The organism is Amycolatopsis ultiminotia, assembly GCF_039536925.1.
In the GTDB taxonomy this organism is placed as follows: domain Bacteria; phylum Actinomycetota; class Actinomycetes; order Mycobacteriales; family Pseudonocardiaceae; genus Amycolatopsis; species Amycolatopsis ultiminotia.
Genome location: NZ_BAAAZN010000004.1, coordinates 75,628 through 98,801, shown reverse-complemented (window position 1 = coordinate 98,801; position 23,174 = coordinate 75,628). Strand labels below are relative to the sequence as shown.

Below are 23,174 nucleotides of genomic sequence, written 5' to 3'. Positions count from 1 at the left end.
GCGACCTGCACCCGGGTGCGCGGGACAACCTATCGAACGTCGTCCCGGAAATCCGGGCAACTCCCGGATCAGCATCGCCCACTCCCCTCTCCCGGCCACGGCCGGACCCCTCCCTCGTCGCGCTCGAGTGTAGGGACCACCACCGACAGTAAGCGCCGAGCAGCCGCCCGGAGCGCCTGTCCGGGTATTTTCGACGACGATTTACGGACAGCCGCTGAAACCTGTCACCGGGTTCGGTATAAGTTCCCCCGGGAGCTGACTCATCAGAGCGGGGGCATCTAGTGGCAACGGGCACGACGGTATTCAGCAGGGTCACGGTAGTCGCGCCGACGACACGCATCGACGTCGCGCTGCCGGCCGACGTCGCGGTCGCCGACCTGCTGCCGATGCTCCTGGACATGGCCAAGGAGGTCACCCCGGACGGCGGCGCCCGGCACGGTGGATGGGCACTGGCCAAGCTCGGCGACGCCCCGCTGGACCCGAGCCGCACGCTGGCCTCGCTCGGTGTCATCGACGGTGAGCTGCTGCAGCTGCGCAAACGCAACGAGAACCCGCCGCCGCCGCTGTACGACGACGTCGTGGACGCCATCGCGGAGGCCGATCCGGACTCCTTCCGGCCGTGGACGAAGGAGACCGCCCAGCGCTTCGGGCACGTGGCCGGTGGCCTGGCCCTGATCGCCTCGGCACTCGCACTGTTCTTCGGCGGCTCCCTCTACGGCGGGTCCGCGCTCGGCTCGGCTCTCGCCGGCGGCCTGGGCGCGATCGCCTGCGTCGCGGTCGGCGCAACGCTAGCCAAGGGTTACCAGGCGGAGGCGACCGGCGTGCTGATCGCCGCCGCGGGCGGCGTGCCGCTGGCCTTCGTGAGCGGGTTCTACATCGTGCCGGGGCTGTCCGTCCGGGCGAACCTGCTGCTCGGCGCGGTGCTGATGCTGATCGTCGCGGCGGTCTGCATCCTGGTCGTCGGCGCGGGTATCCGGGTCTTCATCGCCGCCGCCACCGCAGGTGCCTTCGGTGCGGTCGCGTTCCTCGTGGCCACGCTCGTCACCTCGGCCACGACGCCGGCGGTCGCCGCGGGTGTCGTCGCGGTGGCGCTCGCCTGCATCTCACTCCTGCCACGCACCACGATCTGGCTGGCCAAGCTGCCGCTGCCGCACGTGCCGGGCACCGCGGAGGAGCTCAAGGAGGACTCCGGCTTCCCCGACTACCACGCCATCGAGCAGCGCACCTCGGTCGCGCACGACTACATGACCGGCCTGATGATCGGCTGCGGGGCCACCGCCGCGCTGTCCGCGGTCATCGCGGCCACCGCGCCGAACGTCTTCGGCCCCATCCTCGGCGTCGTCGCCACCTTGGTGCTGCTGCTGCGGGCGCGGGCCTACGCCAACGGCGCACAGGCGATCGCGCTGCTCACCACGGGCATGATCGCCGCGGCGGGCATCCTGCTCGGCTGGCTGTTCTCGGTGCAGGCGGAGTACCGGCTGCTGTACGTGTTCGTCGTGCTGGTCCTGGTCGCCGCGGGTTCGCTGGTGGTCGGGGTGATCTTCCCGAACCAGCGGTTCTCGCCTCCGCTGCGGCGGACCGTGGAGATCATCGAGGCGATCTGCATCGCGGTGGTACTGCCGCTCGCGCTCGGCGTGATGGACCTCTACATGACGCTGCGCCACCTCAACCTCAAGTGAGCCCCGACATGGCCGCGCGACGTTTCCTCCACCGCAGGCTCGGCCTTCCCGGCCGGGCCGGGGTCGCCGTGCTCGCGGCCGGGTTCGGGGTGCTGTCCCCGTTCGCGGCCGCACCGGCGTCCGCACAGGTCACCGAAGCCCCGGCGGGCACCTGGGCCAGTCCCCCGCCGTTGAACGGCTACGACGGACTGCCGGTCGACACCAAGCAGCCGGACAAGGCGTACACCCAGAAGACGGCTTGTGTGCAGCGGAGCCTCGGCCAGAACGTCGAGATCAACTTCCGCCCGTGGGGCCAGGACTACCTGCAGCTGCAGAAGGCACAGGACATCGTCCGCGCGGCGACCAAGAGCGTCGGCGGCAATCAGCGGGTCGCGGTGGTCGACACCGGCGTGACCCAGCACCCGTGGTTCCAGGGCCGGGTGGAAAGCGGCGGCGAGTACGTCGCCACCCCGACCCACGGCCAGGCGGGTGGCCTGGAGGACTGCGACGGCCACGGCACCGAGGTCGCGGGCATCATCGCGGGGAACCCGCAGGACCCGAAGGTCGGCTTCATCGGCGTCGCGCCGGACGCCCGGATCGTGTCCTACCGGCAGCTGAGCGAAAACTACGCGCCCGACGACAAGTCCTCCTCGCCGCCCGCAGGCGGCGACAGCGGCAATCCGCCCGCAGGGGGCGACAGCGGGAATCCGCCCGGCAACACCGGCAGCCAACTGCCGCCCGCGAACGGCGGCGGCGAGGTCGGCGGCACCGGGCCGCAGCAGGGCAACAACGACGGGGACAACCGGCAGATCCAGAAGGAAGGCACCGCGGGCACGCTGAGCACCCTCGCGGAGATCATCCGCGGGATCGCCGACAAGCCGCTGGACCAGCGGCCCGGTGTGATCAACATGTCGCTGGACCACTGCCGCGCGGCCACCGGACCTGGTGACATCCAGGAAGGCGAGCAGCAGGTGCAGGCCGCGGTCAAGTACGCCGCGGACAACAACGTCGTCGTGGTCGCCGCGGCGGGCAACGTGTCCGAAGGCTGCCCGCAGAACGACCAGGCCGACCCGAACAAGCCGAAATCCATCGTCACGCCACCGTGGTTCGTCAACGACGTGCTGTCCGTCGGCGCGATCGACGAAAAGGGCGGCGTCGCGAACTTCAGCGTGCACGGTCCGTGGGTCGGGGTGGCTGCGCCGGGTACCGACATCGTGTCGCTGGACCCGGCCGAGGGCTCGAGCGGGCTGGCCAACCGGGTCATCACCAACGGCGACCAGGCCACGCCCATCCAGGGCACCAGTTTCGCCGCGCCGTACGTAGCAGGGGTCGCCGCACTCGTGCGGTCGATGTTCCCGAATCTCCAGGCCCGCGAAGTGATCAAGCGGATCGAGGCGACCGCGCAGCACCCGGCCGCACCGGGCGGGCACGACGATTTCGTGGGTTACGGCGTGATCGACCCGGTCGCCGCGCTCACCGCCAATCTGCCGGGCGACGTCGGCAACCTCGCCGTACCGAAACCGATGGTGCAGCAGGCGAATCTGCCGCCAGGCGACGGCGTCAGCAGCACGCCGATGATCGTCGCGCTCGCGGGCACCGGCGGCGGGCTGGCCGCGTTGGTGATCACCCTGTTCGTGATGCACACGATCCGGCGCAACCGGCGGCCGACCACACCGACTCGCTGACCCCGGAAACGGCTCAGGGGCCGCTCACCGCGTTCTGCCGCGGCGGGCGGCCCCGCTGGTCATTTCCGGGGTTTTCCGCGCTTACCGGCCTTCTCGGCGGCGGGATCCACGCCGAGCACCGGTGGTGTGACGGGCTCCGGCTCGCCGAAGATCTCCGACGGCTTGGCGGCGGTGCGCTGCCGCCCCTTCCGGGAGTCGCCGCCACCACCGCCGCCGAGGCCGCCGAAACCCATCATCGGCATCATCGGCATGCCGGCGCCCTGGTTCGCCTCCCCTTGCGCGGGCGCGGGTGCCGGCTCGACCGGCGGCGGCACAGCGGCCTGTCCCGGCTCCGCCCGCGGGTCGGCAGCAGTCTGCTTGCCCTGCTCCACCGACGACGGGGCAACGGAGTCGTCGCTCGACGTCGCGTCCTGCGGATCGGTTGCAGCGGCAGCCGTCGTGTCCGCGTCCTGCGGATCGAATGCGGTCCCGGCAGCGGCGGACTGGAGCCGGAACTGCTCAGCCGGATAGCGGTGTCGCAGCTCGATGCTCGACTCCTGGTTCGACGGCGCGTCCACCCCGTCGCAGAGCCGGGCGAACTGCTGGAGCACGTCCTGTGCCGAGGAGTGGAGTGACTGCAGCGATTGGCCGGTCTCCCGCAGCTGCGCCCGGGCCCTGCCGGTCCCGCCGGCAGGCAACATGGCCGACTCGGAAAGCAGATCGGCCGCGTCCACGATGACCTCCTCGGCGGCGTCGACGATCCGGCGCACCGATTCGGCCAGTTCGTCGAGCGCGCCTGCGAGCGCCTCGAGAGCGTCCTCGGCACCTTCGCTGGCCGACCGAATTTCGCTCAGGTAGGCGACAAACGCGTCTGCGTCCGGACCGGTCCACGAGGCGTCGAGCCTGCCGAGGTCCTCCGCCAGGTCCGCGGAAACCCTGGCGGCGGTACCTGCCGCCGCTCGCAGCCTGCCGGACTCCTCGGTCAGTTCCGCCCACCGTCCGGTCAGCGGCCGGTAGTACGTCTCGACCGGATCGGCCGCGCCGAGTTCCCTGGCGAGCTCGGACACGAATGCCAGTGACGGCTCGGTCACGAGATCCTCCCGGCACGCTCGATCTGCTCGGCCGCGTCGGCGTCGCGCTGTGCGTGGCCCGTGCTGAGCTGTTCCAGCGCCTCGGTGACCGACTGCAACGCGCTCACCCCGGCGCCGAGCTGGCGTCGCAGCGCCTCTGCGGCGCGTGCGTACGACTCGCCGACACCGAGTTCCGCGCCGAGCCCGCCGTACGTCTCCGGCGCCGTGGCACCCTGCCCGACCTCGGCCGCGGCCGCCGACAGTTCGTCGGCCGCCCGCGCGACCTTCGCCGCGTAGCCGCCGACGATCGCACCGTCGATCCGCACGGCAGCTGTTTCCGGCATGCTTTCCGGCGCTGTCACGACATTCCCTCCGCTTCACCCGGTGGTGTGTCGAGTGTGACGGACGGGACCGCCGGTCAGTTCCCCGCGGCCTGCTGGTTGTTCGCCTGCGGGAACGATCCGGCATTCGGGTCGATGGGCACCGAGTCGAACTGCTTGAGCACGTTCTGCGTGTTCAGTGACGATCCGGTCGGCAGCAGCCCGATGATCGACTCCGGTGCAGGCAACCGGTTGTCCAGTCCCAGTCCGTCCGCGGTCGCGGTGTCCGGTATCCCGTAGCGCAGGCCGCGGTCGGAGATCAGCTGGATCGGACCCTTGCCGAGGGTCGCATCCGATTCGGTGGCCGACTGCACCACCGCGCCGTACCCGGAGGGCATGTAGAAGCCGGTGATCGGCAGTCCGTTCGGGCCGGTGTTGCTGACGCCGAGGATCCGCGACGTGCCGTCCGCGTTCTTGTCCACCGGGATCCGGTTGTTGACGTACACCGACGTGTGCGCCTGGTTGTGCGCGGCGTTGAGCGACCAGCCGAGGCAGGCGACCGGCGAGCCCTGCGCGGCGTCCAGCACCGTCGGCACCGTGGTCGGGTAGTCGTCGACCTTGATGTAACCGGGGTCGTTCTTCTGCAGCTGCTGGACGTTGTTGATGCTCGGCAGCGGGAGCACCGGTGTGCTGCCGGTACTGCCGCTGCGAGCGGTGCGCACGATGTCCGCGACAGCGGGCGAGACCTTCTGGATGCCGTTCTGCGTGATCAGCCAGAACTCCGGAGCCGAGCCGGCGGGCTGGGTGGAGAACACGTCACCGATGCTCAGGCCCTGGAAGTTCTGCGACGGCGGCTGCCCCGCCCCGGGGACCTCCGGCGGCACCAGCTTCGCGACCTCCGGGATCGCGTTCAGGAAGGCCTGCGACACCTTGCGGGACTTGGTCGGCAGCTGCAGTGCGGCACGCACCGGATCGTTGACGCCGAGCGGGATCTCGGCCCGCACGGTGTTCGCGTTCGGCCGGCTCTGCGTCGGCGCCAGCCGGTAGATCAGGTAGGTCTTGCCGTTGCCTGCATCGCCGAGCAGTGCCTGGTTGTCCTGCAGTTCGGTGCCCGGGTTCGGAACGCCGGCGAGCACGTCGGTGTCGGTCTGGCCGACGCTGTCCGGCTGCGGCAGCTGCGGATCGAGTTTCACCTCATCGCAGACCGCCCAATCGGGTGAAATGCGTTGATCGGCGTCCGGCAGCAGCTGCGGTCCGTCCGGAATCCCGGTCAGTTTCTCGCGCGGGATGTTCTTCAGCTGTTCATCCGACACGACAGTGGCCGGCTTCACTTCGGCCTGCGCCTGCTGCGCGCCCTGTTGCTGACCACCCTGCTGCTGATCGGCGGCCTGCTGCTTCTGCGCCATCAGGATCAGCCGCGCGGACGCAAGGTTGAAGGTGGGGATCAGCCGCTGCGGATTCCCGCTGACGACGTACACCGTGCCGGACTGCTCGCCGATCACGATGCTGTCCGACGACGGCACCGAGGGAGCAGGGCTGAGCAGGCCCCACAACACGAAGACGACCGCGCCGAGCACGCCGAGGATGACCCCGACGACGGTGGCGCGTGAATGAGTGCGCATCGGATCGTGCAGCATCACCGCGTCGCGGCGGACGAGGGCCGACTGCATCCGACGCAGCACGAACTTGTAAGCCTGAACCTGAGACTTAGTCGTGGGTGTTGATGGCATTCTCGACCTACAGTCCTCCCCGTCGCGGTACGGTTCCGCAGGATAGCCGTACGGGGACCGTCTGGTGTGGGGTTTCTACCAACTCCGGCTAGGGTCGGACACCCCGGGACCGGCTTTCCGGGTACGTAGCACTCACGAGGGGAAGAGAACGCGCGGATGTCCGTCAGCACGCCTCCACGTCCGCCTGGTCCGCAAGGACCGCCACCGCCGCCCGGAGGACGGCCCCCGGGCCCGCCTCAGCGGCCGGGGAGAACCGGCGGCCCTGGCGTGGCACCGGGCGGGCCGGGAATGCCCCCTCGCGCCCCTGCCGGACCTGGTGGTCCCGGCGGACCGGGCGGACCGGGCGGACCGGGCAAGCCTGGTCCTGGCGGTCCCGGTGGTCCTGGCGGTCCCGGACGGCCCGGACCCGGCGGTCCCGGCAAGCCGAGCGGCCCCGGTGGACCGGGCAAGCCCGGTCCCGGTCCTGGCGGCCCCGGCAAACCCGGCGGACCGAACGGCCCGGCAGGCCCCGGTGGTCCCGGCAAGCCCGGTGGACCGAACGGCCCTGGTGGACCGAATGGTCCGGGTGGTCCCGGCGGGCCCCGGACCGGGCGGCCCGGCCCCGGTGGACCGGGCAGGCCCGGCGGTCCCGGCGGTAACGGACCCGGCGGTCCCGGTGGACCTGGCGGCCCCGGCGGACCTGGTGGTCCCGGTGGGCCCGGGGGCGGTGGTCCCGGTGGGCCTGGCGGTCCCGGGGGCGGTGGCACCGGCGGTCCCGGTGGGTCGCCGGAGGGCAGTGGTGAATCCGCCCCGCAGTCGGCGGGGGTGCGGATCGCGCCGCCTTCCCGGCAGCGCTCCGGGGGGATCACCCTCGGCCCGTTGCCGGTCGCGAACCTGGTGCTGCTGGAGATCGCCGTCGCGATCGGGCTGGTGCTGCTCGCGATCACCATGTCGCTCAAGTACGTCGCGATCGGGGTGGCCGTCGTCGGGCTGATCCTGGCGTTCCTGCGCTGGGGCGGACTCTGGTTCACCCAATGGCTCGGCCTCACCCTGCGCTACCGGTTCCGCTCGCGCGGCCGGGTCGCGACTCCGCCGCCGCCCGACCTCGAGGAGCTGCCGGAGGAGAGCACGGTCACCGGCCCGGAGGACGCGCGGGTGAACCTGCTGCGGCTGGCCGTGCCGGACCTCGTGGTGGCGCACGGCGTCGACCACGAGCGGCAGCAGGTCGGGATCTCCTGGAACGACGGCACGTGGACCGCGGTGCTGCTCGTGGAGCCGGCACCGGCGTTGATCAGCCAGGCAGGCGGCGCGCCGAGCCTGCCGCTGTCCGCGCTGGCTCCGTGCCTCGAAGACCGCGGCGTGGTACTCGATTCCATCCAGATGATCTGGCACAGCTACCCCGGTTCGGCGGCGCTGCCGTCGGACTCGCCTGCGCTCAGCTCGTACATGGAGGTGCTCGGCCCGCTGCCCGCGGCGGCGCGGCGCACCACCTGGATCGCCGTCCGGCTCGACCCGCGGCGTTGCCCGGACGCGATCCGGGAACGTGGTGGCGGTGTCGTCGGTGCGCACCGGGCATTGATCGGCGCGCTCTCGCGAGTGCGCAACGCGCTCGAATCGCAGGGTGTCCCGACGCGTCCGCTTGATCCGGACGAGCTGCTGCGGGCCAGCATCTCCGCGGCGGAACTCACGTCGGTTGCCGGTTCGGCCACGAAGGTCGGCCTGCAGGAGAACTGGACCGGTGTCACCGCAGCCGGCATCGGGCACTCCAGCTACGCGATCACGAACTGGCCGAAGGGCAAGATCAACGGCAGCCTGAACGCACTCACCAGTGTGCGGGCGCTGTCGGCCACGGTCGCCATGTCGATTTCGCCGTCCGTCGACGAGGGCCGCATCGGCCTGCGCGGCGTGGTCCGGCTCAGCGCCCGCAACCCGCGCGAGCTCGACGCCGCCGACCAGCGGCTGCAGACCATCTCGGAGCGGCTCGGCGTCGACCTGACCCCGTTGCGGGGCCTGCAGGTCTCCGCGTTCGCCGCGACCCTGCCGATCGGAGGTACGGCATGACCACCCGCGTCCGCGACGCAGGCCAGAACGTCGGGGTGGCGCCGGAGTTCGCCGTCGACCCCGCGATGCTCGACGCGATCAGCCCGTCCGGCGACCGCGGCGGCATCGTCCTCGGCTCCGGTCTCAAGGGTGAACCGCTCACCGTGTCGGCACTGCGGTCGACCCCGACGCGCATCGTGCTCGTCGGCGGGCTCTACCTGGCTCGCCAGGTGGCCTTGCGGGCGATGGCCGTCGGCGCATGGGTGGTCGTGGCCACCGGGCGTCCGGCAGCGTGGCAGGTGCTGTCCCAGGCCGCAGGCGGGCCGGACGGACGGCCGTCGCCTCTGGTGCAGATCCGCCGGCTGTCCCCGGTCGAGCTGCCGCGCCCGTCCGAGGACGCCCCGTTGCTTGTGGTGACCGACGGCGGGCCGACCCCGCAGGACCTGTTCCCGCCCCGATCGCCGTGGCAGACCACGGTGTACGTGCTGCCGTACCTGCACCCGCAGGCGGGCGCCACGGCCAACGCCGCGGACCTCGTGCTGATGCAGCGGCTGCCCGCGGGGCAGGCGGAACTGGCCGCCCGGATCTGGCGGCTGCCGCCGCAGATGATGCGCCAGCTGACCACGCTCAAGGACGACCAAGTGGTGGCACTGGGCCGCAATCTGTGGCGCCCGCTGCGCCTGGTCACCACGCAGAAGGAACAGCAGCTGCTCGGCCCGGTCCGCCGAGGCGACTGACCGCAGGCCGATCGGCGTCCCCGCCGCAGCCGATCGGCCGCGGCGGGCAGCGTGCCCGGAATGGCCGGAGGAAATCACCACGCTGATCGTCCCGGTGCTCGCCGGACGGCTGCCGGCGCCAGGCGTCCCGACGGCAGCGACCGACCTGGACCGGAAGCCGCGGGCAGCTGGCCCTCGGACGACCAGCGCACCGAATGCACGTCGCTGAAAGTGCCCGACTACGCGAAACCGGACGGGTGCACCTTCCGGCCGCAGCAAGGCCTCCGGGAGCCGCTCTGCTCATCCCGGGCGGACCGAGGCGTCCGGGATGAGCATTCCGCGCGAGCTCCTCGCGACGAAGGTCACGGGAATCGGCGTGCACCACGACCCCATCGGCTTCCCGCCGCGCGGGATTGGGTACCGCGCTCGGCGCGGAATCTCGCGCGCTGTTCAACAACCACGTCGACCGGATGCTGCTCGACTCCGTCCTGAAGTCCACTCTGGACCATGACGGCGTCTGGCAGAAGATCCTGGACGAGGTGCTCGGCACCGCATTCACGTCGAGCGGATCGGTCCTCTGGCTACGCCGAAATACCGGACACGCCTACCGATCCGGTGCCGAACGCACGTTGCGGGTTTGTTCCGCGCGTGCGGCCAGCTCTTCTTCCGGTGGGTAGTCCACTGCGGTCAGGGTGAGGCCGTGTGCCGGGGCTACCGTGCTTTCCCGCCGCCGGCTGCCCAGGACGGCACCCGGCCAGTCGACGCCGCGACGGCCGTCTCCGACGTGCAGGAGGACCCCGACCAGGCTGCGGACCATCGAGTGACAGAACGCGTCCGCGGTGACGTGGACCTCCAGCAGGTGCTCGTCGATCCGCGTCCATTCCAGCAGCTGCAGTTCACGGATTGTGGTGCCGCCCTCGCGCTGCTTGCAGTAGGCGGCGAAGTCCTGCAGGCCGAGCAGGGACCGCGCGGCCTCGTTCATCCGGTCCGTCGACAGCGGACGGCCCCAGGCGAGGGTGTCGTTGCGGCGCAACGGATCCACCCCCCACGGCGCATCCGAGACGCGGTAACGGTAGTGCCGCCGGATCGCGGAGAACCTGGCGTCGAAACCGTCCGGCGCCACCTGCGCCCGCAGCACCCGGACGTCGGCGGGCAGCAGCTTGTTCCAGCGTCCCCGCATCCGGGTCAGATCGGGGATCCCGTGCTCGTCCACCGGGATCCGGCCGGGGACATCCGGCTCGCACGGGACCACGTCGACGTGCACGACCTGCCCGCTCGCGTGCACCCCGGCGTCGGTACGCCCTGCAACGACCACGGATTTCGGCACCTCGGCCCCCGGCGGCTGACGGTGCAGTGCCTCCTCCAGGCACGCCTGCACGGTGCGTCTGCCCGGCTGCCGGGCCCAGCCCGAGAAGTTCGTGCCGTCGTAGCTCACGTCCAGGCGCAGACGAACGAGCCCGCCCTCCCCTGGGGAAGTGGCGGGCTCGTCCATGTTCGACGGTGCAGTCAGGACTCAGTCCTTCGTGGCGTCCGCGTCCGCGTCGGCGTCGGTCTCGGCAGCAGCCTCGGCCGGGGCCTCCTCGGTGGTCTCCGCAGCAGCGGTGGCCTCCTCGGTGGTCTCCTCGGCAGCGGTCTCCTCGACGGCAGCCGGTGCCTCGGCAGGAGTGGCGTCCTTGGCGAACTTCGTGTTGCGCGCCCGCTCGGCCTCCGACGTCACGGTCTTCTCCGCGACCAGCTCGATGACCGCCATCGCGGCGTTGTCGCCCTTGCGCGGGAGCGTCTTGGTGATCCGGGTGTAACCACCCGCACGCTCCGCGAAGTGCGGACCGATCTCGGCGAACAGCTTGTGCACGACGTCCTTGTCCCGGACGACCCGCTGCACCTGGCGGCGGTTGTGCAGGTCGCCCCGCTTCGCCTTGGTGATGAGCTTCTCGGCCAGCGGGCGCACCCGGCGAGCCTTCGCCTCGGTGGTGGTGATCTTGCCGTGCTCGAACAGCTGCGTGGCCAAGTTGGCCAGAATCAGCCGCTCGTGCGCGGCGGACCCGCCGAGCCGGGCTCCCTTGGTCGGGGTGGGCATGGGTTCTCCTCGTTCAGCTCACAGCGTCCGGGCACGAGGCCTCAGAGCTGCTCGGTCTCTGCGTAGTCCTGGCCATCGTCGTGGCCCTCATCCGAAATCCCGCCGCCGATACCGGCGACCCCATCCGATGCCCAGCCTTCACCGTCGTAGCCGGCAGCGGCCGCGGACGGGTCGAACCCGGGCGGGCTGTCCTTGAGCGCCAGACCGAGACCGACCAGCTTCAGCTTGACCTCGTCGATCGACTTGGCACCGAAGTTGCGGATGTCGAGCAGGTCGGCCTCGCTGCGCGAGACCAGTTCGCCGACGGTGTGGATGCCTTCGCGCTTCAGGCAGTTGTACGACCGGACGGTGAGGTCCAGGTCCTCGATCGGCATCGCGTAGGCGGCGATGGTGTCCGCCTCCTGCGGCGACGGGCCGATCTCGATGCCCTCGGCGTCGACGTTCAGCTCGCGAGCGAGACCGAACAGCTCCACCAGCGTCTTGCCGGACGAGGCGACCGCGTCGCGCGGCGTGATCGACGGCTTGGTCTCGACGTCAAGGATCAGCTTGTCGAAGTCGGTGCGCTGCTCGACACGGGTGGCCTCGACCTTGTAGGTCACCTTCAGCACCGGCGAGTAGATCGAGTCGACCGGGATCCGGCCGATCTCCGCGCCCGCCTGCTTGTTCTGCAGGGCCGGAACGTACCCGCGACCGCGCTCGACGACGAGCTCGATCTCGAGCTTGCCCTTGCCGTTCAGCGACGCGATGTGCAGATCCGGGTTGTGCACGGTGACGCCCGCAGGCGGCACGATGTCGGCAGCCGTGACCTCACCGGGGCCCTGCTTGCGCAGGTACATGGTGACCGGCTCGTCCTCCTCCGAGGACACCACGAGCTCCTTGAGGTTCAGGATGATGTCGGTGACATCCTCCTTCACCCCGGGAACGGTGGTGAACTCGTGCAGCACGCCGTCGATGCGGATGCTCGTCACGGCCGCGCCCGGGATGGACGACAGCAGCGTGCGCCGCAGGGAGTTGCCGAGCGTGTAGCCGAAGCCGGGCTCCAGCGGTTCGATGGTGAACCGGGAGCGGGTCTCGTTGACCGTCTCTTCACCGAGAGCCGGCCGCTGGGAAATCAGCATTCCTTCGTTTCCTTTCCAGACGGCGCCCGCCATTTGACGCCGAAGGGATGGCGAGACGGCCGCGCGCTCTGGGCGCGACCGCCGGCGAACCGGGCCAGACCCCGAGGGGCCCGGCACCGGATCACTTCGAGTAGAGCTCGACGATCAGCTGTTCCTGAACCGGAACGTCGATCTGCGCACGCTCCGGCAGCTGGTGGACCAGCACGCGGAGGTTGGACTGGACGACCTGCAGCCATGCCGGGATCGGACGCTCGCCGAAGGACTCCTTCGCGGCGACGAACGGCAGCATGCCCGCGGACTTCGCCCGCACGTCGATGATGTCCCACTTGGACACCTGGTACGACGGGACGTTGACCTTGACCCCGTTGACCAGGAAGTGGCCGTGGCTCACCAGCTGCCGCGCCTGACGGCGGGTGCGGGCGATGCCTGCCCGGTAGATCACGTTGTCCAGGCGGGACTCGAGGATCTGCAGCAGCACCTCACCGGTCTTGCCAGGACGCCGCACGGCCTCCTTGTAGTACCGGACGAACTGCCGCTCGAGCACGCCGTAGGTGTAGCGAGCCTTCTGCTTCTCCTGCGACTGCAGGAGGTACTCGGACTCCTTGATCCGGCCGCGGCCGTGCTGGCCGGGCGGGTACGGGCGACGCTCGAAAGCCTGGTCGCCGCCGATGAGGTCGACCTTGAGGCGACGCGAGATGCGCGTCGCGGGGCCGGTGTAACGAGCCATTGGTTAGTACTCCTCCCCGTTCCTCAGACCCGGCGCCGCTTGGGCGGGCGGCAGCCGTTGTGAGGCTGCGGGGTCACGTCCTGGATGGTGCCGACCTCGAGACCGGCGGCCTGCAGCGAGCGGATCGCGGTCTCCCGGCCGGAACCGGGACCCTTCACGAACACGTCGACCTTCTTCATGCCGTGCTCGGCCGCCTTGCGGGCGGCGTTCTCGGCGGCCATCTGCGCGGCGAACGGGGTGGACTTGCGCGAGCCCTTGAAGCCCACGTGCCCGCTCGAGGCCCACGCGATCACGGCACCGGTCGGGTCCGTGATCGAGACGATGGTGTTGTTGAAGGTGCTCTTGATGTGCGCGTGACCGTGCGCGATGTTCTTCTTTTCCTTGCGGCGGACCTTCTTGGTCCCCGTAGTGCGAGACTTCGGTGGCATGTTGTGAGGGTTCTCCTGTTAACGCGCGTTCTCTTGGTGAGCGGCGACCGCTTCCTGCTGCCCGCGCCGGATGATGGACCCGGCGTCGGTGTAGAGGTTGCGCAGCGCCATCGGGCGGGCGTAGAGCGCCTTGGGCGAGACACAAGCCGTACCGCGACGGTTTCCGCCGCCCATCTGCACGACCTTCTTGCCTCGCACGCTCACTTCTTGCCAGCCTTCTTCTTGCCGGCGACCGTCTTCTTCGGGCCCTTCCGGGTACGGGCGTTGGTCTTGGTCCGCTGACCGCGGACCGGCAGCCCACGACGCCAGCGCAGGCCCTGGTAGGTGCCGATCTCGATCTTGCGCCGGATGTCGGCGTTCACCTCACGGCGAAGGTCACCCTCGACCTTGAAGTTCTCATCGATGTATTCGCGCAGCTTGATCAGGTCCTCGTCCGCGAGGTCCTTCACACGGGTGTCCGCGTTGAGCTCGGCGGCCGCGATCATCTGCTTCGAGCGGGTACGGCCGATGCCGTAGATATAGGTCAGCGCGATCTCCAACCGCTTCTCGCGGGGGAGGTCTACGCCAGCGAGTCGTGCCACTGGTGCTCCTTCTTCGGTTTCGTCTTCAGGTCTTCTCCCCGTCCGGTTCCGGAACCGACTCGCCTGTCGTGCCCGTGGCTTGCGCCTCGGGTGTCCCGGCCCCGGCCTGAAGTCCGGGGGCGAACCGGACCGCGTACGCGGTCCGGCAGGTACGGGGAGGGTGGGTAGCCGTCAAGCGGCCTGCTGCAGTGCGGTGGTCAGCCCTGACGCTGCTTGTGACGCAGGTTCTCGCAGATCACCATGATCCGGCCGTGCCGGCGGATCACCTTGCACTTGTCGCAGATCTTCTTGACGCTCGGCTGGACCTTCACGTCTTCCTGCTTCCTGCTCTTCTCGGCTCTGGCGCGATCACTTGTAGCGGTAGACGATGCGGCCGCGGGACAGGTCGTAGGGCGAAAGCTCCACGAGTACCCGGTCCTCCGGCAGGATGCGGATGTAGTGCTGCCGCATCTTGCCGCTGATGTGCGCGAGAACCTTGTGGCCGTTCTCCAGTTCGACGCGGAACATCGCGTTGGGGAGCGGCTCCACCACGCGGCCCTCTACTTCGATGGCCCCGTCTTTCTTAGCCATGTCCTCCGCAATCCTGATACACGCCCGACACACACAGCGTGATCGATCTGAGCTCGAGTCCTTGCTTACCGGGTGGTGCGTCCGGCACACTCCACCCCGACCCCAAGTTCCGCGACAATTCACGAGCACACTGGAACCGGCGTATGAGCACGCCGAGTTGACAGTGTACGCAACCCGTGTCGCGTCCGGCGAACGGGGGGTGGGCGTGCTAGGCGCCGGCGGAGTCCTCGGGGGCAGTCAGCACCCAGGGGCCGTCTTCGGTGATCGCGACGGTGTGTTCCCAGTGCGCGGACTGCGAGCCGTCGGCCGTGACGACCGTCCAGCCGTCCTCCAGCTCCAGCGTCTCGCCACCGCCGCCGGTCAGCATCGGCTCGACCGCGAGTGCCATACCGGGCTTCAGCCGAGGGCCCTTGCCCGGCTTGCCGACGTTCGGCAGGAACGGCTCCATGTGCATCTGCCTGCCGATCCCGTGCCCGCCGTACTCGAGGATCATCCCGTAGTCGATGCCGTGGTCGCGGCCGGCCTGTTCGGCGGCGGTCTGCACGGCGTACGAGACGTCGGTGAGCCGGGCACCGGCGCGGACCGCCTCGATACCGGCCCACATCGCCCGCTCGGTGGCTGAGGACAGCTTCCGGTCCCGTTCGGTCACGGTCGCGATGGCCAGCGTGACCGCGGAATCGCCGTGCCAGCCGTCCAGGATCGCTCCGCAGTCGACGGAGAGCAGATCGCCGTCGGCGAGCACCTGCTCCTTCGACGGGATGCCGTGCACGATCTGCTCGTTCACCGAGGCGCAGATCGAACCGGGGAATCCGTGATAGCCCTTGAACGAGGGCACCGCTCCCGCGTCGCGGATGGTCTGCTCGGCCAGCTCGTCGAGTTCGGCCGTGCTGACCCCGGCCACCGCCCGGTCCCGGACAGCCGCCAGCGTGCGGGCCACGACCAGCCCGGCCGCCCGCATCGCCTGCAGCTCACCGGGGGTTTTGACCTCGATCATGCGCCCACGCCGGAGCAGGTGCAGAACACGCAGTCCTCCGAGATTCACGTGCGGTCGCGCAGCGCTTTCAGCACGCGGTCGGAAATCTCGTCCACCGCACCCACGCCGTCGACGGTCACCAGGATGTCCGCGTAGTACTCCAGCAGCGGCGCGGTCTCGGACACGTAGACCTGCTGGCGCCGGCGGATCACGTCCTCGGTGTCGTCCGAGCGGCCGCGCGACATCAGCCTGCCGACCACCACGTCTTCCGGCACCTGCAGCTGGATCACCGCGTCGAGCCGGGAGTCCGCCCCGGTCAGCATCTCGCCGAGCACCTCGGCCTGCTTGGTGTTGCGGGGGAAGCCGTCGAGCAGGAACCCGGCCTTGGCGTCCGGTTCGGCCAGCCGCTCGCGCACCATCTCGTTGGTGACCGAGTCCGGCACGAGCTCGCCGGAGTCCAGGTAGCGCTTGGCCTCCTGGCCGAGCGGAGTCTCCTGTCCGACGTGCGCGCGGAACAGGTCACCGGTGGAGATGTGCGGGATCCGCAGCTGCTCGGACAGAGCCGCCGCCTGCGTGCCCTTGCCCGCCCCTGGCGGTCCGACGAGAACCAGTCGCGTCACTTCAGGAACCCTTCGTAGTTGCGCTGCATCAGCTGGCTTTCGATCTGCTTCACGGTGTCGAGGCCGACACCGACCATGATCAGCACAGCTGTGCCACCGAACGGGAAGTTCTGGTTGTTCCCGCTACCGGTGAGGGACAGGAAGAAGTTCGGGAGGATCGCGATGATGCCGAGGTAGAGCGAGCCCGGCAGGGTGATCCGGCCGAGCACGAAGCTCAGGTACTCCGCGGTGGGACGGCCTGGCCGGATGCCGGGGATGAAGCCGCCGAACTTCTTCATCTCCTCGGCACGCTCATCCACGTTGAACGTGATGGTGATGTAGAAGTACGTGAAGAAGATGATCAGCGCGAAGTACAGCAGGATGTGCACCCAGCTGCCCTGGTTCACGATGTAGTTCTGGATGAACGACTGCCAGCCCGAGTTGCTGTTCGGGTCACCGATGAGCTGGCTGATCAACTGCGGCAGGTACAGCAGCGACGAGGCGAAGATGACCGGGATGACACCGGCCTGGTTCACCTTGATCGGCAGGTAGGTCGACGTCCCGCCGTACATCCGCCTGCCGATCATGCGCTTGGCGTACTGCACCGGGATCCGTCGCTGGCCCTGCTCCACGAAGATGACACTGGCGATGATCACCAGGCCGAACGCGAGAACCACGACCAGCGCGACGCCACCGCCGTTGCTCAGGATGTTCGCGCCCTCGGAGGGGATGCGGGCCGCGATGTTCAGGAAGATCAGCACCGACATGCCGTTGCCGACGCCGCGCTCGGTGATGAGCTCGCCCAGCCACATCATCACCGCGGTGCCCGCGGTCATGGTGACCACGATCAGCGCGAGCGAGTAGACGCTGTTGTCCGGGATGATCTGCTGCGAGCAGCCCTGGAACAGGGTGCCGCGGTCGGCCAGCGCGACCACACCGGTGGCCTGCAGGATCGCCAGCGCGATCGTGAGGTACCGGGTGTACTGGGTCAGCTTGTTCTGGCCGGACTGGCCTTCCTTCTTCAGCTCCTCGAACCGAGGGATGACCACGGTGAGCAGCTGGATGATGATGCTCGCCGTGATGTAGGGCATGATGCCCGTCGCGAACAGCGACAGCTGCAGCAGCGCACCGCCGCTGAACAGGTTCAGCAGCTGGTACACGCCCTGCTGGTCAGCCTGCGCGGTGCACGCCTGCACAGCGGAGAAGGAAATCCCCGGAGCCGGAATGGCGGCACCGATCCGGTAGACCGCGACAATGGCTAGCGTGAACAGGATCTTCTTGCGTAGATCCGGCGTCGCGAGAGCCGAGCGGAAGGCGCTGAGCACGCGGGGGACCTCCTCGGCGTCGTCAGTCGTCCCGACCGACGATCGGCTTGGCCGGCACGAGGCCGGCAGGAACTCTAATTCACTGGCAGGCAAGCCAGGAACGCTTCAGGGCACACTTATCCCGGAAGCGTGCCGCCGACTGTAACAGCTTCGGCAGGCATGCCCGCAGCGTGTGTGCGTTTTCCGCAGCACCCCCGCCGGGCAGGCCGACGTCGCGGTGCAGGTGCGGCCGGTCAGACGAGAGATGATCACCTGTTCGGCCCCCGCCGTTCGACGGGTTTTCCCGGGTATTGCGGGAAAACGCAACAAGCCCGCCCGGCGAGTGCCGGACGGGCCGCTGCTGGTGCACATCCCTCAGCTGACGGTGGCGGAGCCGCCGGCAGCCTCGATCTTCTCCTTGGCGGAACCGGAGAAGGCGTCGGCGGTGATGTCCAGCTTGACGCCGTTCACGTCACCATTGCCGAGCACCTTCACGAGCTTGCCCTTGCGCACGAGACCGTGCGCGGCCAGCTCCTGCTGGTCCACTGCACCACCATCGGCGAACGTCCTGGCGATGTCGCCCACGTTCACCGGCTGGTACTCGGTGCGGAAGCGGTTCTTGAAGCCGCGAAGCTTCGGCAGCCGCATGTGGATGGGCATCTGCCCACCCTCGAAGCCGGCGGGCACGTTCTTGCGGGCCTTGGTGCCCTTCGTGCCGCGACCGGCGGTCTTGCCCTTCGAACCCTCACCACGGCCGACCCGGATCTTTTCGCGCTTGGAGCCGGGAGCGGGGCGGAGGTGGTGGATCTTGATGGCGGTCATGCCTGGACCTCCTCAACCTCCACCAGGTGGCGGACGGTGTGGATCAGGCCGCGCACCTGGGGGGTGTCCTCACGCACGACGCTCTGGCGAATCTTGCGCAGCCCGAGGGTGCGCAGTGATTCGCGGTGCGCGTGCTTCGTGCCGATCTTGCTCTTGACCTGGGTGACCTTCAGCTGACTCATGTCAGACCCCCTGGCCGGCACGCTGACGCAGCATCCGGGCCGGGGCGACGTCCTCGAGCGGGAGGCCACGGCGGGCCGCCACCGACTCGGGGCGCTGCAGGCCCTTCAGTGCCGCCACGGTCGCGTGCACGATGTTGATCGCGTTGTCCGAGCCGAGCGACTTCGACAGCACGTCGTGGACGCCCGCGCACTCCAGCACCGCACGCACCGGACCACCGGCGATGACCCCGGTACCGGCGGACGCCGGACGGAGCAGCACCACACCGGCGGCCTCTTCACCCTGCACCGGGTGCGGGATGGTGCCTGCGACGCGAGGAACGCGGAAGAAGTTCTTCTTCGCCTCCTCGACGCCCTTGGCGATGGCCGCGGGAACTTCCTTGGCCTTGCCGTAGCCGACGCCGACCTGACCGTCACCGTCACCGACGACGACGAGTGCGGTGAAGCTGAAGCGACGACCGCCCTTGACGACCTTGGCGACGCGGTTGATCGTCACGACCTTCTCGAGGTGCGGGGTCTTGTCCTGGCCTGCCCCGCCACGGCCGCTGTCGCGCCGGTCCCGACCGCCACCGCGACGGTCATTGCGGTCGTTGCCGCCCTGACCTCCCGGTCCGCCCTGTCCGCCGCCGAATTGCCGTGTACGTCCCGGCATCAGGCTTTCCTTCCATTCACGAGCATGTGCATCAGAACTTCAACCCCGCCTCACGGGCGGCGTCGGCGAGTGCCGCGATGCGGCCGTGGTAGGCGTTGCCACCACGGTCGAACACCACCGCGTCGATGCCGGCTGCCTTGGCCCGCTCGGCGACGAGCTCGCCGACCTTCGCGGCCTTGGCCGTCTTGTCGCCGTCGAACGACCGGAGGTCGGCTTCGAGGGTCGACGCCGACACCAGCGTGTGACCGGCGAGATCGTCGATCACCTGCACGGCGATGTGCCGCGAGGACCGCTTGACGGTCAGCCGCGGACGCACCGGCGTCCCGTTGACCTTCTTGCGGAGGCGGAAGTGCCGACGGGTCTTCGCGACGCGGCGGCGGGTCGAGATGTCCTTGCCGACCGGCTTGCGCTTGGTGGTAGTCGTGTCGCTCATGATCACTTACCCGTCTTTCCGACCTTGCGGCGGATCTTCTCACCCTCGTAGCGCAGGCCCTTGCCCTTGTACGGGTCCGGGCGGCGCAGCTTGCGGATGACCGCAGCCGTCTGGCCGACCTTCTGCTTGTCGATGCCGGAGACCGAGAACCGGGTAGGCGACTCCACCGTGAAGGTGATGCCGTCCGGGGCCTCGATCTTCACCGGGTGGCTGTAGCCGAGGGCGAACTCGAGGTCCGAGCCCTTGGCCTGCACGCGGTAACCGACGCCGTGGATCTCGAGCTTCTTGACGTACCCGTCGGTCACGCCCACCACGAGGTTGTTCACCAGCGTGCGGGTGAGTCCGTGCAGGGAACGGCTTACCCGCTCGTCGTCCGGACGCTTCACCAGGAGGGTGCCGTCCTCGTCGCGCTCGACGACGATGGGCTCCGCAACAGTGTGCTCGAGGGTGCCCTTGGGCCCCTTGACAGAGATGTGCTGACCGTCGATGGTCACCTCGACCCCGGAGGGGACGGCGACCGGCAGCTTTCCGATGCGTGACATGTCTGTGCCCCCTTCCTTACCAGACGTAGGCGAGGACTTCGCCGCCCACGTTGTTGCGCTTGGCCTGCCGGTCGGTCTGGAGTCCACCGGACGTCGAGATGATCGCGACGCCGAGGCCACCGAGCACGGACGGCAGTTCGGTCGATTTTGCGTACACCCGCAGACCCGGCTTGGACACGCGCCGGAGACCGGCGATGCTCCGCTCCCGGTTGGGGCCGTACTTCAGCTCGACGACCAGGTTCTTGTGCTTTTCGCCCGGCTCGTCGCGGTAGCTCGAGATGTAGCCCTCGCGCTTGAGGATCTCGGCGATGTTCGCCTTGATCTTCGAGTGGGGAAGCACGACCTCGTCGTGGTAAGCCGAGTTCGCGTTGCGCAGACGGGTCAAGAAGTCTGCGATGGGGTCGGTCATCGTCATGGTGACCTGTCAACCTTTCTCGCCTGGTTCCCCGACCGTCCGGCTCCGGTGTCCCGGAGCCGGCAGCGAGCGGGGCCTGTGGCGAACTGGGAAATAGAGTTTCGAGCCTTACCAGCTGGACTTGTGGACACCGGGCAGTTCGCCCGCGTGTGCCATCTCCCGGAGGCAGATCCGGCACAGCCCGAACTTGCGGTACACCGAGTGCGGCCGCCCGCAACGGTTGCAGCGGGTGTATCCGCGCACCGCGAACTTCGGCTTCCGCGCGGCCTTGGTGATCAGCGCTTTCTTGGCCATCGGCTCAGTTCTCCTTGAACGGGAAGCCGAGTTTGCGCAGCAGCGCCCGGCCCTCGTCGTCGGTGGTGGCGGTGGTGACGACGGTGACGTCCATACCTCGCGGACGGTCGATGTCGTCGGGGTTGATCTCGTGGAACATCGACTGCTCGTTGAGACCGAACGTGTAGTTGCCGTTGCCGTCGAACTGCTTGGCCGACAGGCCGCGGAAGTCGCGGATACGGGGCAGCGCGATGGTGAGCAGCCGGTCCAGGAACTCCCACATCCGGTCGCCGCGCAGCGTGACGCGCGCACCGATCGGCTGGCCCTCACGCAGCTTGAACTGCGCGATGGACTTGCGGGCCCTGCGGACCTCCGGCTTCTGGCCGGTGATCAGGGACAGGTCACGGACCGCGCCCTCGATCAGCTTGCTGTCCCTGGCGGCGTCCCCGACACCCATGTTCACGACGACCTTCACGACGCCGGGAATCTGGTGCACGTTGCCGATGGAGAACTCCTTCTGGAGCTCACCCTTGATTTCGTCGCGGTACCGGGTCTTCAGACGCGGCACGCTCTGCTCTGCGGTCGTCATGTCAGATGTCCTTGCCGTTCCGGCGCGAGACCCGGACCTTCTTGCCGTCCTCGCCGATGCGGTAACCCACGCGGGCCGGCTTGCCGTCCGAGTCCACGACCATCACGTTCGACACGTGGATGGGCGCCTCCTGGGTGACGATGCCCCCGGACTGCGCACCACGCTGGGTCTGGGTGATCCGGGTGTGCTTCTTGATCCGGTTCACACCCTCGACCAGCACGCGCTCGCGCTCCGGGTAGGCCTGGATGACCTTGCCCTTGGCACCCTTGTCCTTGCCGGCGATGACGACGACCGTGTCGCCCTTCTTCACCTTCATCACAGCACCTCCGGCGCGAGCGAAATGATCTTCATGAACTTTCGGTCGCGCAGCTCGCGGCCCACCGGGCCGAAGATGCGGGTGCCCCGGGGCTCGTTGTCGTTCTTGATGAGCACGGCGGCGTTCTCGTCGAAGCGGATGTAGGAACCGTCCGGACGACGACGCTCCTTCACCGTGCGGACGATGACCGCCTTGACGACGTCGCCCTTCTTCACCCCGGCAGCCGGGATGGCGTCCTTCACGGTGGCGACGATGATGTCGCCGATGCCCGCGTAGCGCCGCCCGGAACCGCCGAGCACCCGGATGCAAAGGATCTCCTTCGCACCGGTGTTGTCGGCGACCCGTAGCCGCGACTCCTGCTGGATCACGTCAACTCCTGTATGTCGCGCTGGTTCTCACGTTGTGCAATGCCACTTCCGCGAGCCTTGCGGAACTAAAGACTCTGCAAAGAGCCCTGCTTACTTGGCCTTCTCCACGACCTGCACCAGGCGCCAGCGCTTCGTCGCCGAGAGCGGCCGGGTCTCCATCAGGGTGACCCGGTCGCCCAGTCCCGCCTCGTTGTTCTCGTCGTGCGCCTTGACCTTGGTGGTGCTGCGAAGAACCTTCGCGTAACGCGGGTGCTTCTTGCGGTCCTCGAGCTCGACCACGATCGTCTTGTTCATCTTGTCCGAGACGACGTAGCCCTCGCGCACCTTGCGGTAGTTGCGCACGACCTTCTCGGTGGTGGACTCGCTCATGCGGCACCTTCACTCTCGGTGTCGGGGGCCACGGACAGGCCGAGCTCACGCTCGCGCATGACCGTGTAGATCCGCGCGATGTCCGTGCGGACGGTGCGCAGCCGACGGTTGTTGTCCAGCTGCCCGGTCGCCATCTGGAAGCGGAGGTTGAACAGCTCCTCCTTGTACTCCTTCAGACGCAGCACGAGCTCTTCCGCGGTGAGCTCACGAAGCTCGGATGCCTGGGCGGCTCCGTTGGCCATCAGAACTCACCACCTTCACGGGTCACGATGCGGCACTTCATGGGCAGCTTGTGGATCGCGCGACGGAGCGCCTCGCGGGCGGTCTCCTCGTTCGGGAAGCTGATCTCGAACATCACCCGACCCGGCTTCACGTTGGCGATCCACCACTCCGGCGAACCCTTACCGGAACCCATCCGGGTTTCGGCAGGCTTCTTGGTCAGCGGGCGGTCCGGGTAGATCGTGGTCCACACCTTGCCGCCACGCTTGATGTGGCGGGTCATGGCGATACGAGCGGATTCGATCTGCCGGTTCGTCACGTAGCTGTGCTCGAGCGCCTGGATGCCGAACTCACCGAAGCTGACCTTCGTGCCGCCCTTGGCGGCGCCGTGGCGCTTCGGGGAGTGCTGCTTCCGGTGCTTGACCTTGCGCGGGATGAGCACG

32 protein-coding genes are annotated in these 23,174 nt (G+C 68.9%); 4 read left to right on the top strand and 28 right to left on the bottom strand.

From position 1 onward, the window contains the following. Positions 1 to 281 precede the first annotated feature (281 nt). The gene (gene eccD / locus ABD793_RS10945; protein ID WP_344858330.1) at positions 282 to 1,679 is read left to right on the top strand and encodes a type VII secretion integral membrane protein EccD; all 1,398 of its coding nucleotides are present in this window, start codon (positions 282 to 284) and stop codon (positions 1,677 to 1,679) included. 8 nt (positions 1,680 to 1,687) lie between these two features. After that, positions 1,688 to 3,343, top strand: a complete 1,656-nt coding sequence (locus ABD793_RS10940; RefSeq protein ID WP_344858328.1) for a S8 family serine peptidase — start codon at positions 1,688 to 1,690, stop codon at positions 3,341 to 3,343. A 59-nt stretch (positions 3,344 to 3,402) separates the two neighbouring features. Here ABD793_RS10940 and ABD793_RS10935 read toward each other — a convergent pair whose 3' ends face one another. The 3 genes from ABD793_RS10935 to eccB are packed head-to-tail and all read right to left on the bottom strand — an operon-like array spanning position 3,403 to position 6,442. After that, positions 3,403 to 4,413, bottom strand: coding sequence for a WXG100 family type VII secretion target (locus tag ABD793_RS10935; protein WP_344858326.1), 1,011 nt, complete (start codon positions 4,411 to 4,413; stop codon positions 3,403 to 3,405). Further along, positions 4,410 to 4,754 carry a hypothetical protein gene (locus tag ABD793_RS10930; RefSeq protein ID WP_344858324.1) on the bottom strand — a complete coding sequence of 115 codons (345 nt, stop codon included), beginning with the start codon at positions 4,752 to 4,754 and terminating at the stop codon, positions 4,410 to 4,412. The genes ABD793_RS10935 and ABD793_RS10930 overlap by 4 nt, the downstream gene beginning before the upstream one ends. A gap of 56 nt (positions 4,755 to 4,810) precedes the next feature. After that, positions 4,811 to 6,442 (bottom strand): type VII secretion protein EccB, encoded by a 1,632-nt coding sequence (eccB, locus tag ABD793_RS10925; protein ID WP_344858321.1) that lies wholly within the window; start codon positions 6,440 to 6,442, stop codon positions 4,811 to 4,813. An 810-nt stretch (positions 6,443 to 7,252) separates the two neighbouring features. Here eccB and eccE point away from each other — a divergent pair. Further along, a complete protein-coding gene (eccE, locus tag ABD793_RS10920; protein WP_344859176.1) occupies positions 7,253 to 8,482 on the top strand; it encodes a type VII secretion protein EccE in 1,230 nt (409 codons plus the stop codon). After that, positions 8,479 to 9,198 carry a hypothetical protein gene (locus tag ABD793_RS10915; RefSeq protein WP_344858319.1) on the top strand — a complete coding sequence of 240 codons (720 nt, stop codon included), beginning with the start codon at positions 8,479 to 8,481 and terminating at the stop codon, positions 9,196 to 9,198. Before eccE ends, ABD793_RS10915 begins: the two co-directional genes overlap by 4 nt. A 583-nt stretch (positions 9,199 to 9,781) precedes the next feature. Here the strand turns inward: ABD793_RS10915 and truA are convergent. The 25 genes from truA to rplP form a co-directional block, all read right to left on the bottom strand. Continuing rightward, on the bottom strand, positions 9,782 to 10,669 hold the full coding sequence (gene truA / locus ABD793_RS10910) for a tRNA pseudouridine(38-40) synthase TruA (RefSeq protein WP_344858317.1): 888 nt from the start codon (positions 10,667 to 10,669) through the stop codon (positions 9,782 to 9,784). A gap of 21 nt (positions 10,670 to 10,690) precedes the next feature. Beyond that, positions 10,691 to 11,254, bottom strand: a complete 564-nt coding sequence (gene rplQ, locus ABD793_RS10905) for a 50S ribosomal protein L17 (RefSeq protein ID WP_344858315.1) — start codon at positions 11,252 to 11,254, stop codon at positions 10,691 to 10,693. 41 nt (positions 11,255 to 11,295) lie between these two features. After that, positions 11,296 to 12,372 carry a DNA-directed RNA polymerase subunit alpha gene (locus tag ABD793_RS10900; protein WP_344858313.1) on the bottom strand — a complete coding sequence of 359 codons (1,077 nt, stop codon included), beginning with the start codon at positions 12,370 to 12,372 and terminating at the stop codon, positions 11,296 to 11,298. 121 nt (positions 12,373 to 12,493) lie between these two features. Beyond that, positions 12,494 to 13,099 (bottom strand): 30S ribosomal protein S4, encoded by a 606-nt coding sequence (rpsD, locus tag ABD793_RS10895; protein WP_344858311.1) that lies wholly within the window; start codon positions 13,097 to 13,099, stop codon positions 12,494 to 12,496. A gap of 23 nt (positions 13,100 to 13,122) precedes the next feature. Beyond that, the gene (gene rpsK / locus ABD793_RS10890; protein WP_344858308.1) at positions 13,123 to 13,527 is read right to left on the bottom strand and encodes a 30S ribosomal protein S11; all 405 of its coding nucleotides are present in this window, start codon (positions 13,525 to 13,527) and stop codon (positions 13,123 to 13,125) included. 18 nt (positions 13,528 to 13,545) lie between these two features. After that, on the bottom strand, positions 13,546 to 13,731 hold the full coding sequence (locus tag ABD793_RS10885; protein WP_344858306.1) for a hypothetical protein: 186 nt from the start codon (positions 13,729 to 13,731) through the stop codon (positions 13,546 to 13,548). After that, positions 13,728 to 14,108: a 30S ribosomal protein S13 gene (gene rpsM, locus ABD793_RS10880; protein WP_344858304.1), complete on the bottom strand. Its 381-nt coding sequence runs from the start codon at positions 14,106 to 14,108 to the stop codon at positions 13,728 to 13,730. The genes ABD793_RS10885 and rpsM overlap by 4 nt, the downstream gene beginning before the upstream one ends. A 197-nt stretch (positions 14,109 to 14,305) precedes the next feature. After that, positions 14,306 to 14,419: a 50S ribosomal protein L36 gene (gene rpmJ, locus ABD793_RS10875; protein ID WP_004558882.1), complete on the bottom strand. Its 114-nt coding sequence runs from the start codon at positions 14,417 to 14,419 to the stop codon at positions 14,306 to 14,308. A gap of 37 nt (positions 14,420 to 14,456) precedes the next feature. After that, positions 14,457 to 14,678 carry a translation initiation factor IF-1 gene (infA, locus tag ABD793_RS10870; protein ID WP_098511584.1) on the bottom strand — a complete coding sequence of 74 codons (222 nt, stop codon included), beginning with the start codon at positions 14,676 to 14,678 and terminating at the stop codon, positions 14,457 to 14,459. Positions 14,679 to 14,886: 208 nt separating this feature from the next. Next, positions 14,887 to 15,672, bottom strand: a complete 786-nt coding sequence (map, locus tag ABD793_RS10865) for a type I methionyl aminopeptidase (protein WP_344858300.1) — start codon at positions 15,670 to 15,672, stop codon at positions 14,887 to 14,889. A 44-nt stretch (positions 15,673 to 15,716) separates the two neighbouring features. Next, positions 15,717 to 16,271 (bottom strand): adenylate kinase, encoded by a 555-nt coding sequence (locus tag ABD793_RS10860; RefSeq protein WP_344858297.1) that lies wholly within the window; start codon positions 16,269 to 16,271, stop codon positions 15,717 to 15,719. Beyond that, entirely contained in the window at positions 16,268 to 17,575 is a 1,308-nt protein-coding gene (gene secY / locus ABD793_RS10855) for a preprotein translocase subunit SecY (RefSeq protein ID WP_344858295.1), read from the bottom strand. The genes ABD793_RS10860 and secY overlap by 4 nt, the downstream gene beginning before the upstream one ends. Positions 17,576 to 17,929: 354 nt before the next feature. After that, complete coding sequence (gene rplO, locus ABD793_RS10850; protein ID WP_344858293.1) at positions 17,930 to 18,376, bottom strand: 50S ribosomal protein L15; 447 nt, start codon at positions 18,374 to 18,376, stop codon at positions 17,930 to 17,932. Continuing rightward, positions 18,373 to 18,558, bottom strand: coding sequence for a 50S ribosomal protein L30 (gene rpmD / locus ABD793_RS10845; protein ID WP_344858291.1), 186 nt, complete (start codon positions 18,556 to 18,558; stop codon positions 18,373 to 18,375). Before rpmD ends, rplO begins: the two co-directional genes overlap by 4 nt. A gap of 1 nt (position 18,559) precedes the next feature. Then, positions 18,560 to 19,207, bottom strand: a complete 648-nt coding sequence (gene rpsE / locus ABD793_RS10840; RefSeq protein WP_344858289.1) for a 30S ribosomal protein S5 — start codon at positions 19,205 to 19,207, stop codon at positions 18,560 to 18,562. A gap of 31 nt (positions 19,208 to 19,238) precedes the next feature. Continuing rightward, a complete protein-coding gene (rplR, locus tag ABD793_RS10835; RefSeq protein WP_344858286.1) occupies positions 19,239 to 19,640 on the bottom strand; it encodes a 50S ribosomal protein L18 in 402 nt (133 codons plus the stop codon). A 2-nt stretch (positions 19,641 to 19,642) separates the two neighbouring features. Further along, on the bottom strand, positions 19,643 to 20,182 hold the full coding sequence (gene rplF, locus ABD793_RS10830) for a 50S ribosomal protein L6 (protein ID WP_344858284.1): 540 nt from the start codon (positions 20,180 to 20,182) through the stop codon (positions 19,643 to 19,645). 16 nt (positions 20,183 to 20,198) lie between these two features. Further along, entirely contained in the window at positions 20,199 to 20,597 is a 399-nt protein-coding gene (gene rpsH, locus ABD793_RS10825) for a 30S ribosomal protein S8 (RefSeq protein ID WP_344858282.1), read from the bottom strand. Between the two features lie 108 nt (positions 20,598 to 20,705). Then, entirely contained in the window at positions 20,706 to 20,891 is a 186-nt protein-coding gene (locus ABD793_RS10820; RefSeq protein WP_344858280.1) for a type Z 30S ribosomal protein S14, read from the bottom strand. A 4-nt stretch (positions 20,892 to 20,895) separates the two neighbouring features. Next, positions 20,896 to 21,459, bottom strand: coding sequence for a 50S ribosomal protein L5 (rplE, locus tag ABD793_RS10815; protein WP_344858278.1), 564 nt, complete (start codon positions 21,457 to 21,459; stop codon positions 20,896 to 20,898). A gap of 1 nt (position 21,460) precedes the next feature. Continuing rightward, on the bottom strand, positions 21,461 to 21,775 hold the full coding sequence (gene rplX, locus ABD793_RS10810; RefSeq protein ID WP_020662792.1) for a 50S ribosomal protein L24: 315 nt from the start codon (positions 21,773 to 21,775) through the stop codon (positions 21,461 to 21,463). Continuing rightward, positions 21,775 to 22,143 carry a 50S ribosomal protein L14 gene (rplN, locus tag ABD793_RS10805; protein WP_004558867.1) on the bottom strand — a complete coding sequence of 123 codons (369 nt, stop codon included), beginning with the start codon at positions 22,141 to 22,143 and terminating at the stop codon, positions 21,775 to 21,777. The genes rplX and rplN overlap by 1 nt, the downstream gene beginning before the upstream one ends. A 90-nt stretch (positions 22,144 to 22,233) precedes the next feature. After that, the gene (gene rpsQ / locus ABD793_RS10800) at positions 22,234 to 22,512 is read right to left on the bottom strand and encodes a 30S ribosomal protein S17 (protein ID WP_344858277.1); all 279 of its coding nucleotides are present in this window, start codon (positions 22,510 to 22,512) and stop codon (positions 22,234 to 22,236) included. Continuing rightward, entirely contained in the window at positions 22,509 to 22,754 is a 246-nt protein-coding gene (rpmC, locus tag ABD793_RS10795; RefSeq protein WP_020662794.1) for a 50S ribosomal protein L29, read from the bottom strand. Before rpmC ends, rpsQ begins: the two co-directional genes overlap by 4 nt. Further along, positions 22,754 to 23,173, bottom strand: coding sequence for a 50S ribosomal protein L16 (rplP, locus tag ABD793_RS10790; RefSeq protein ID WP_344858273.1), 420 nt, complete (start codon positions 23,171 to 23,173; stop codon positions 22,754 to 22,756). The genes rpmC and rplP overlap by 1 nt, the downstream gene beginning before the upstream one ends. Position 23,174 lies beyond the last annotated feature (1 nt).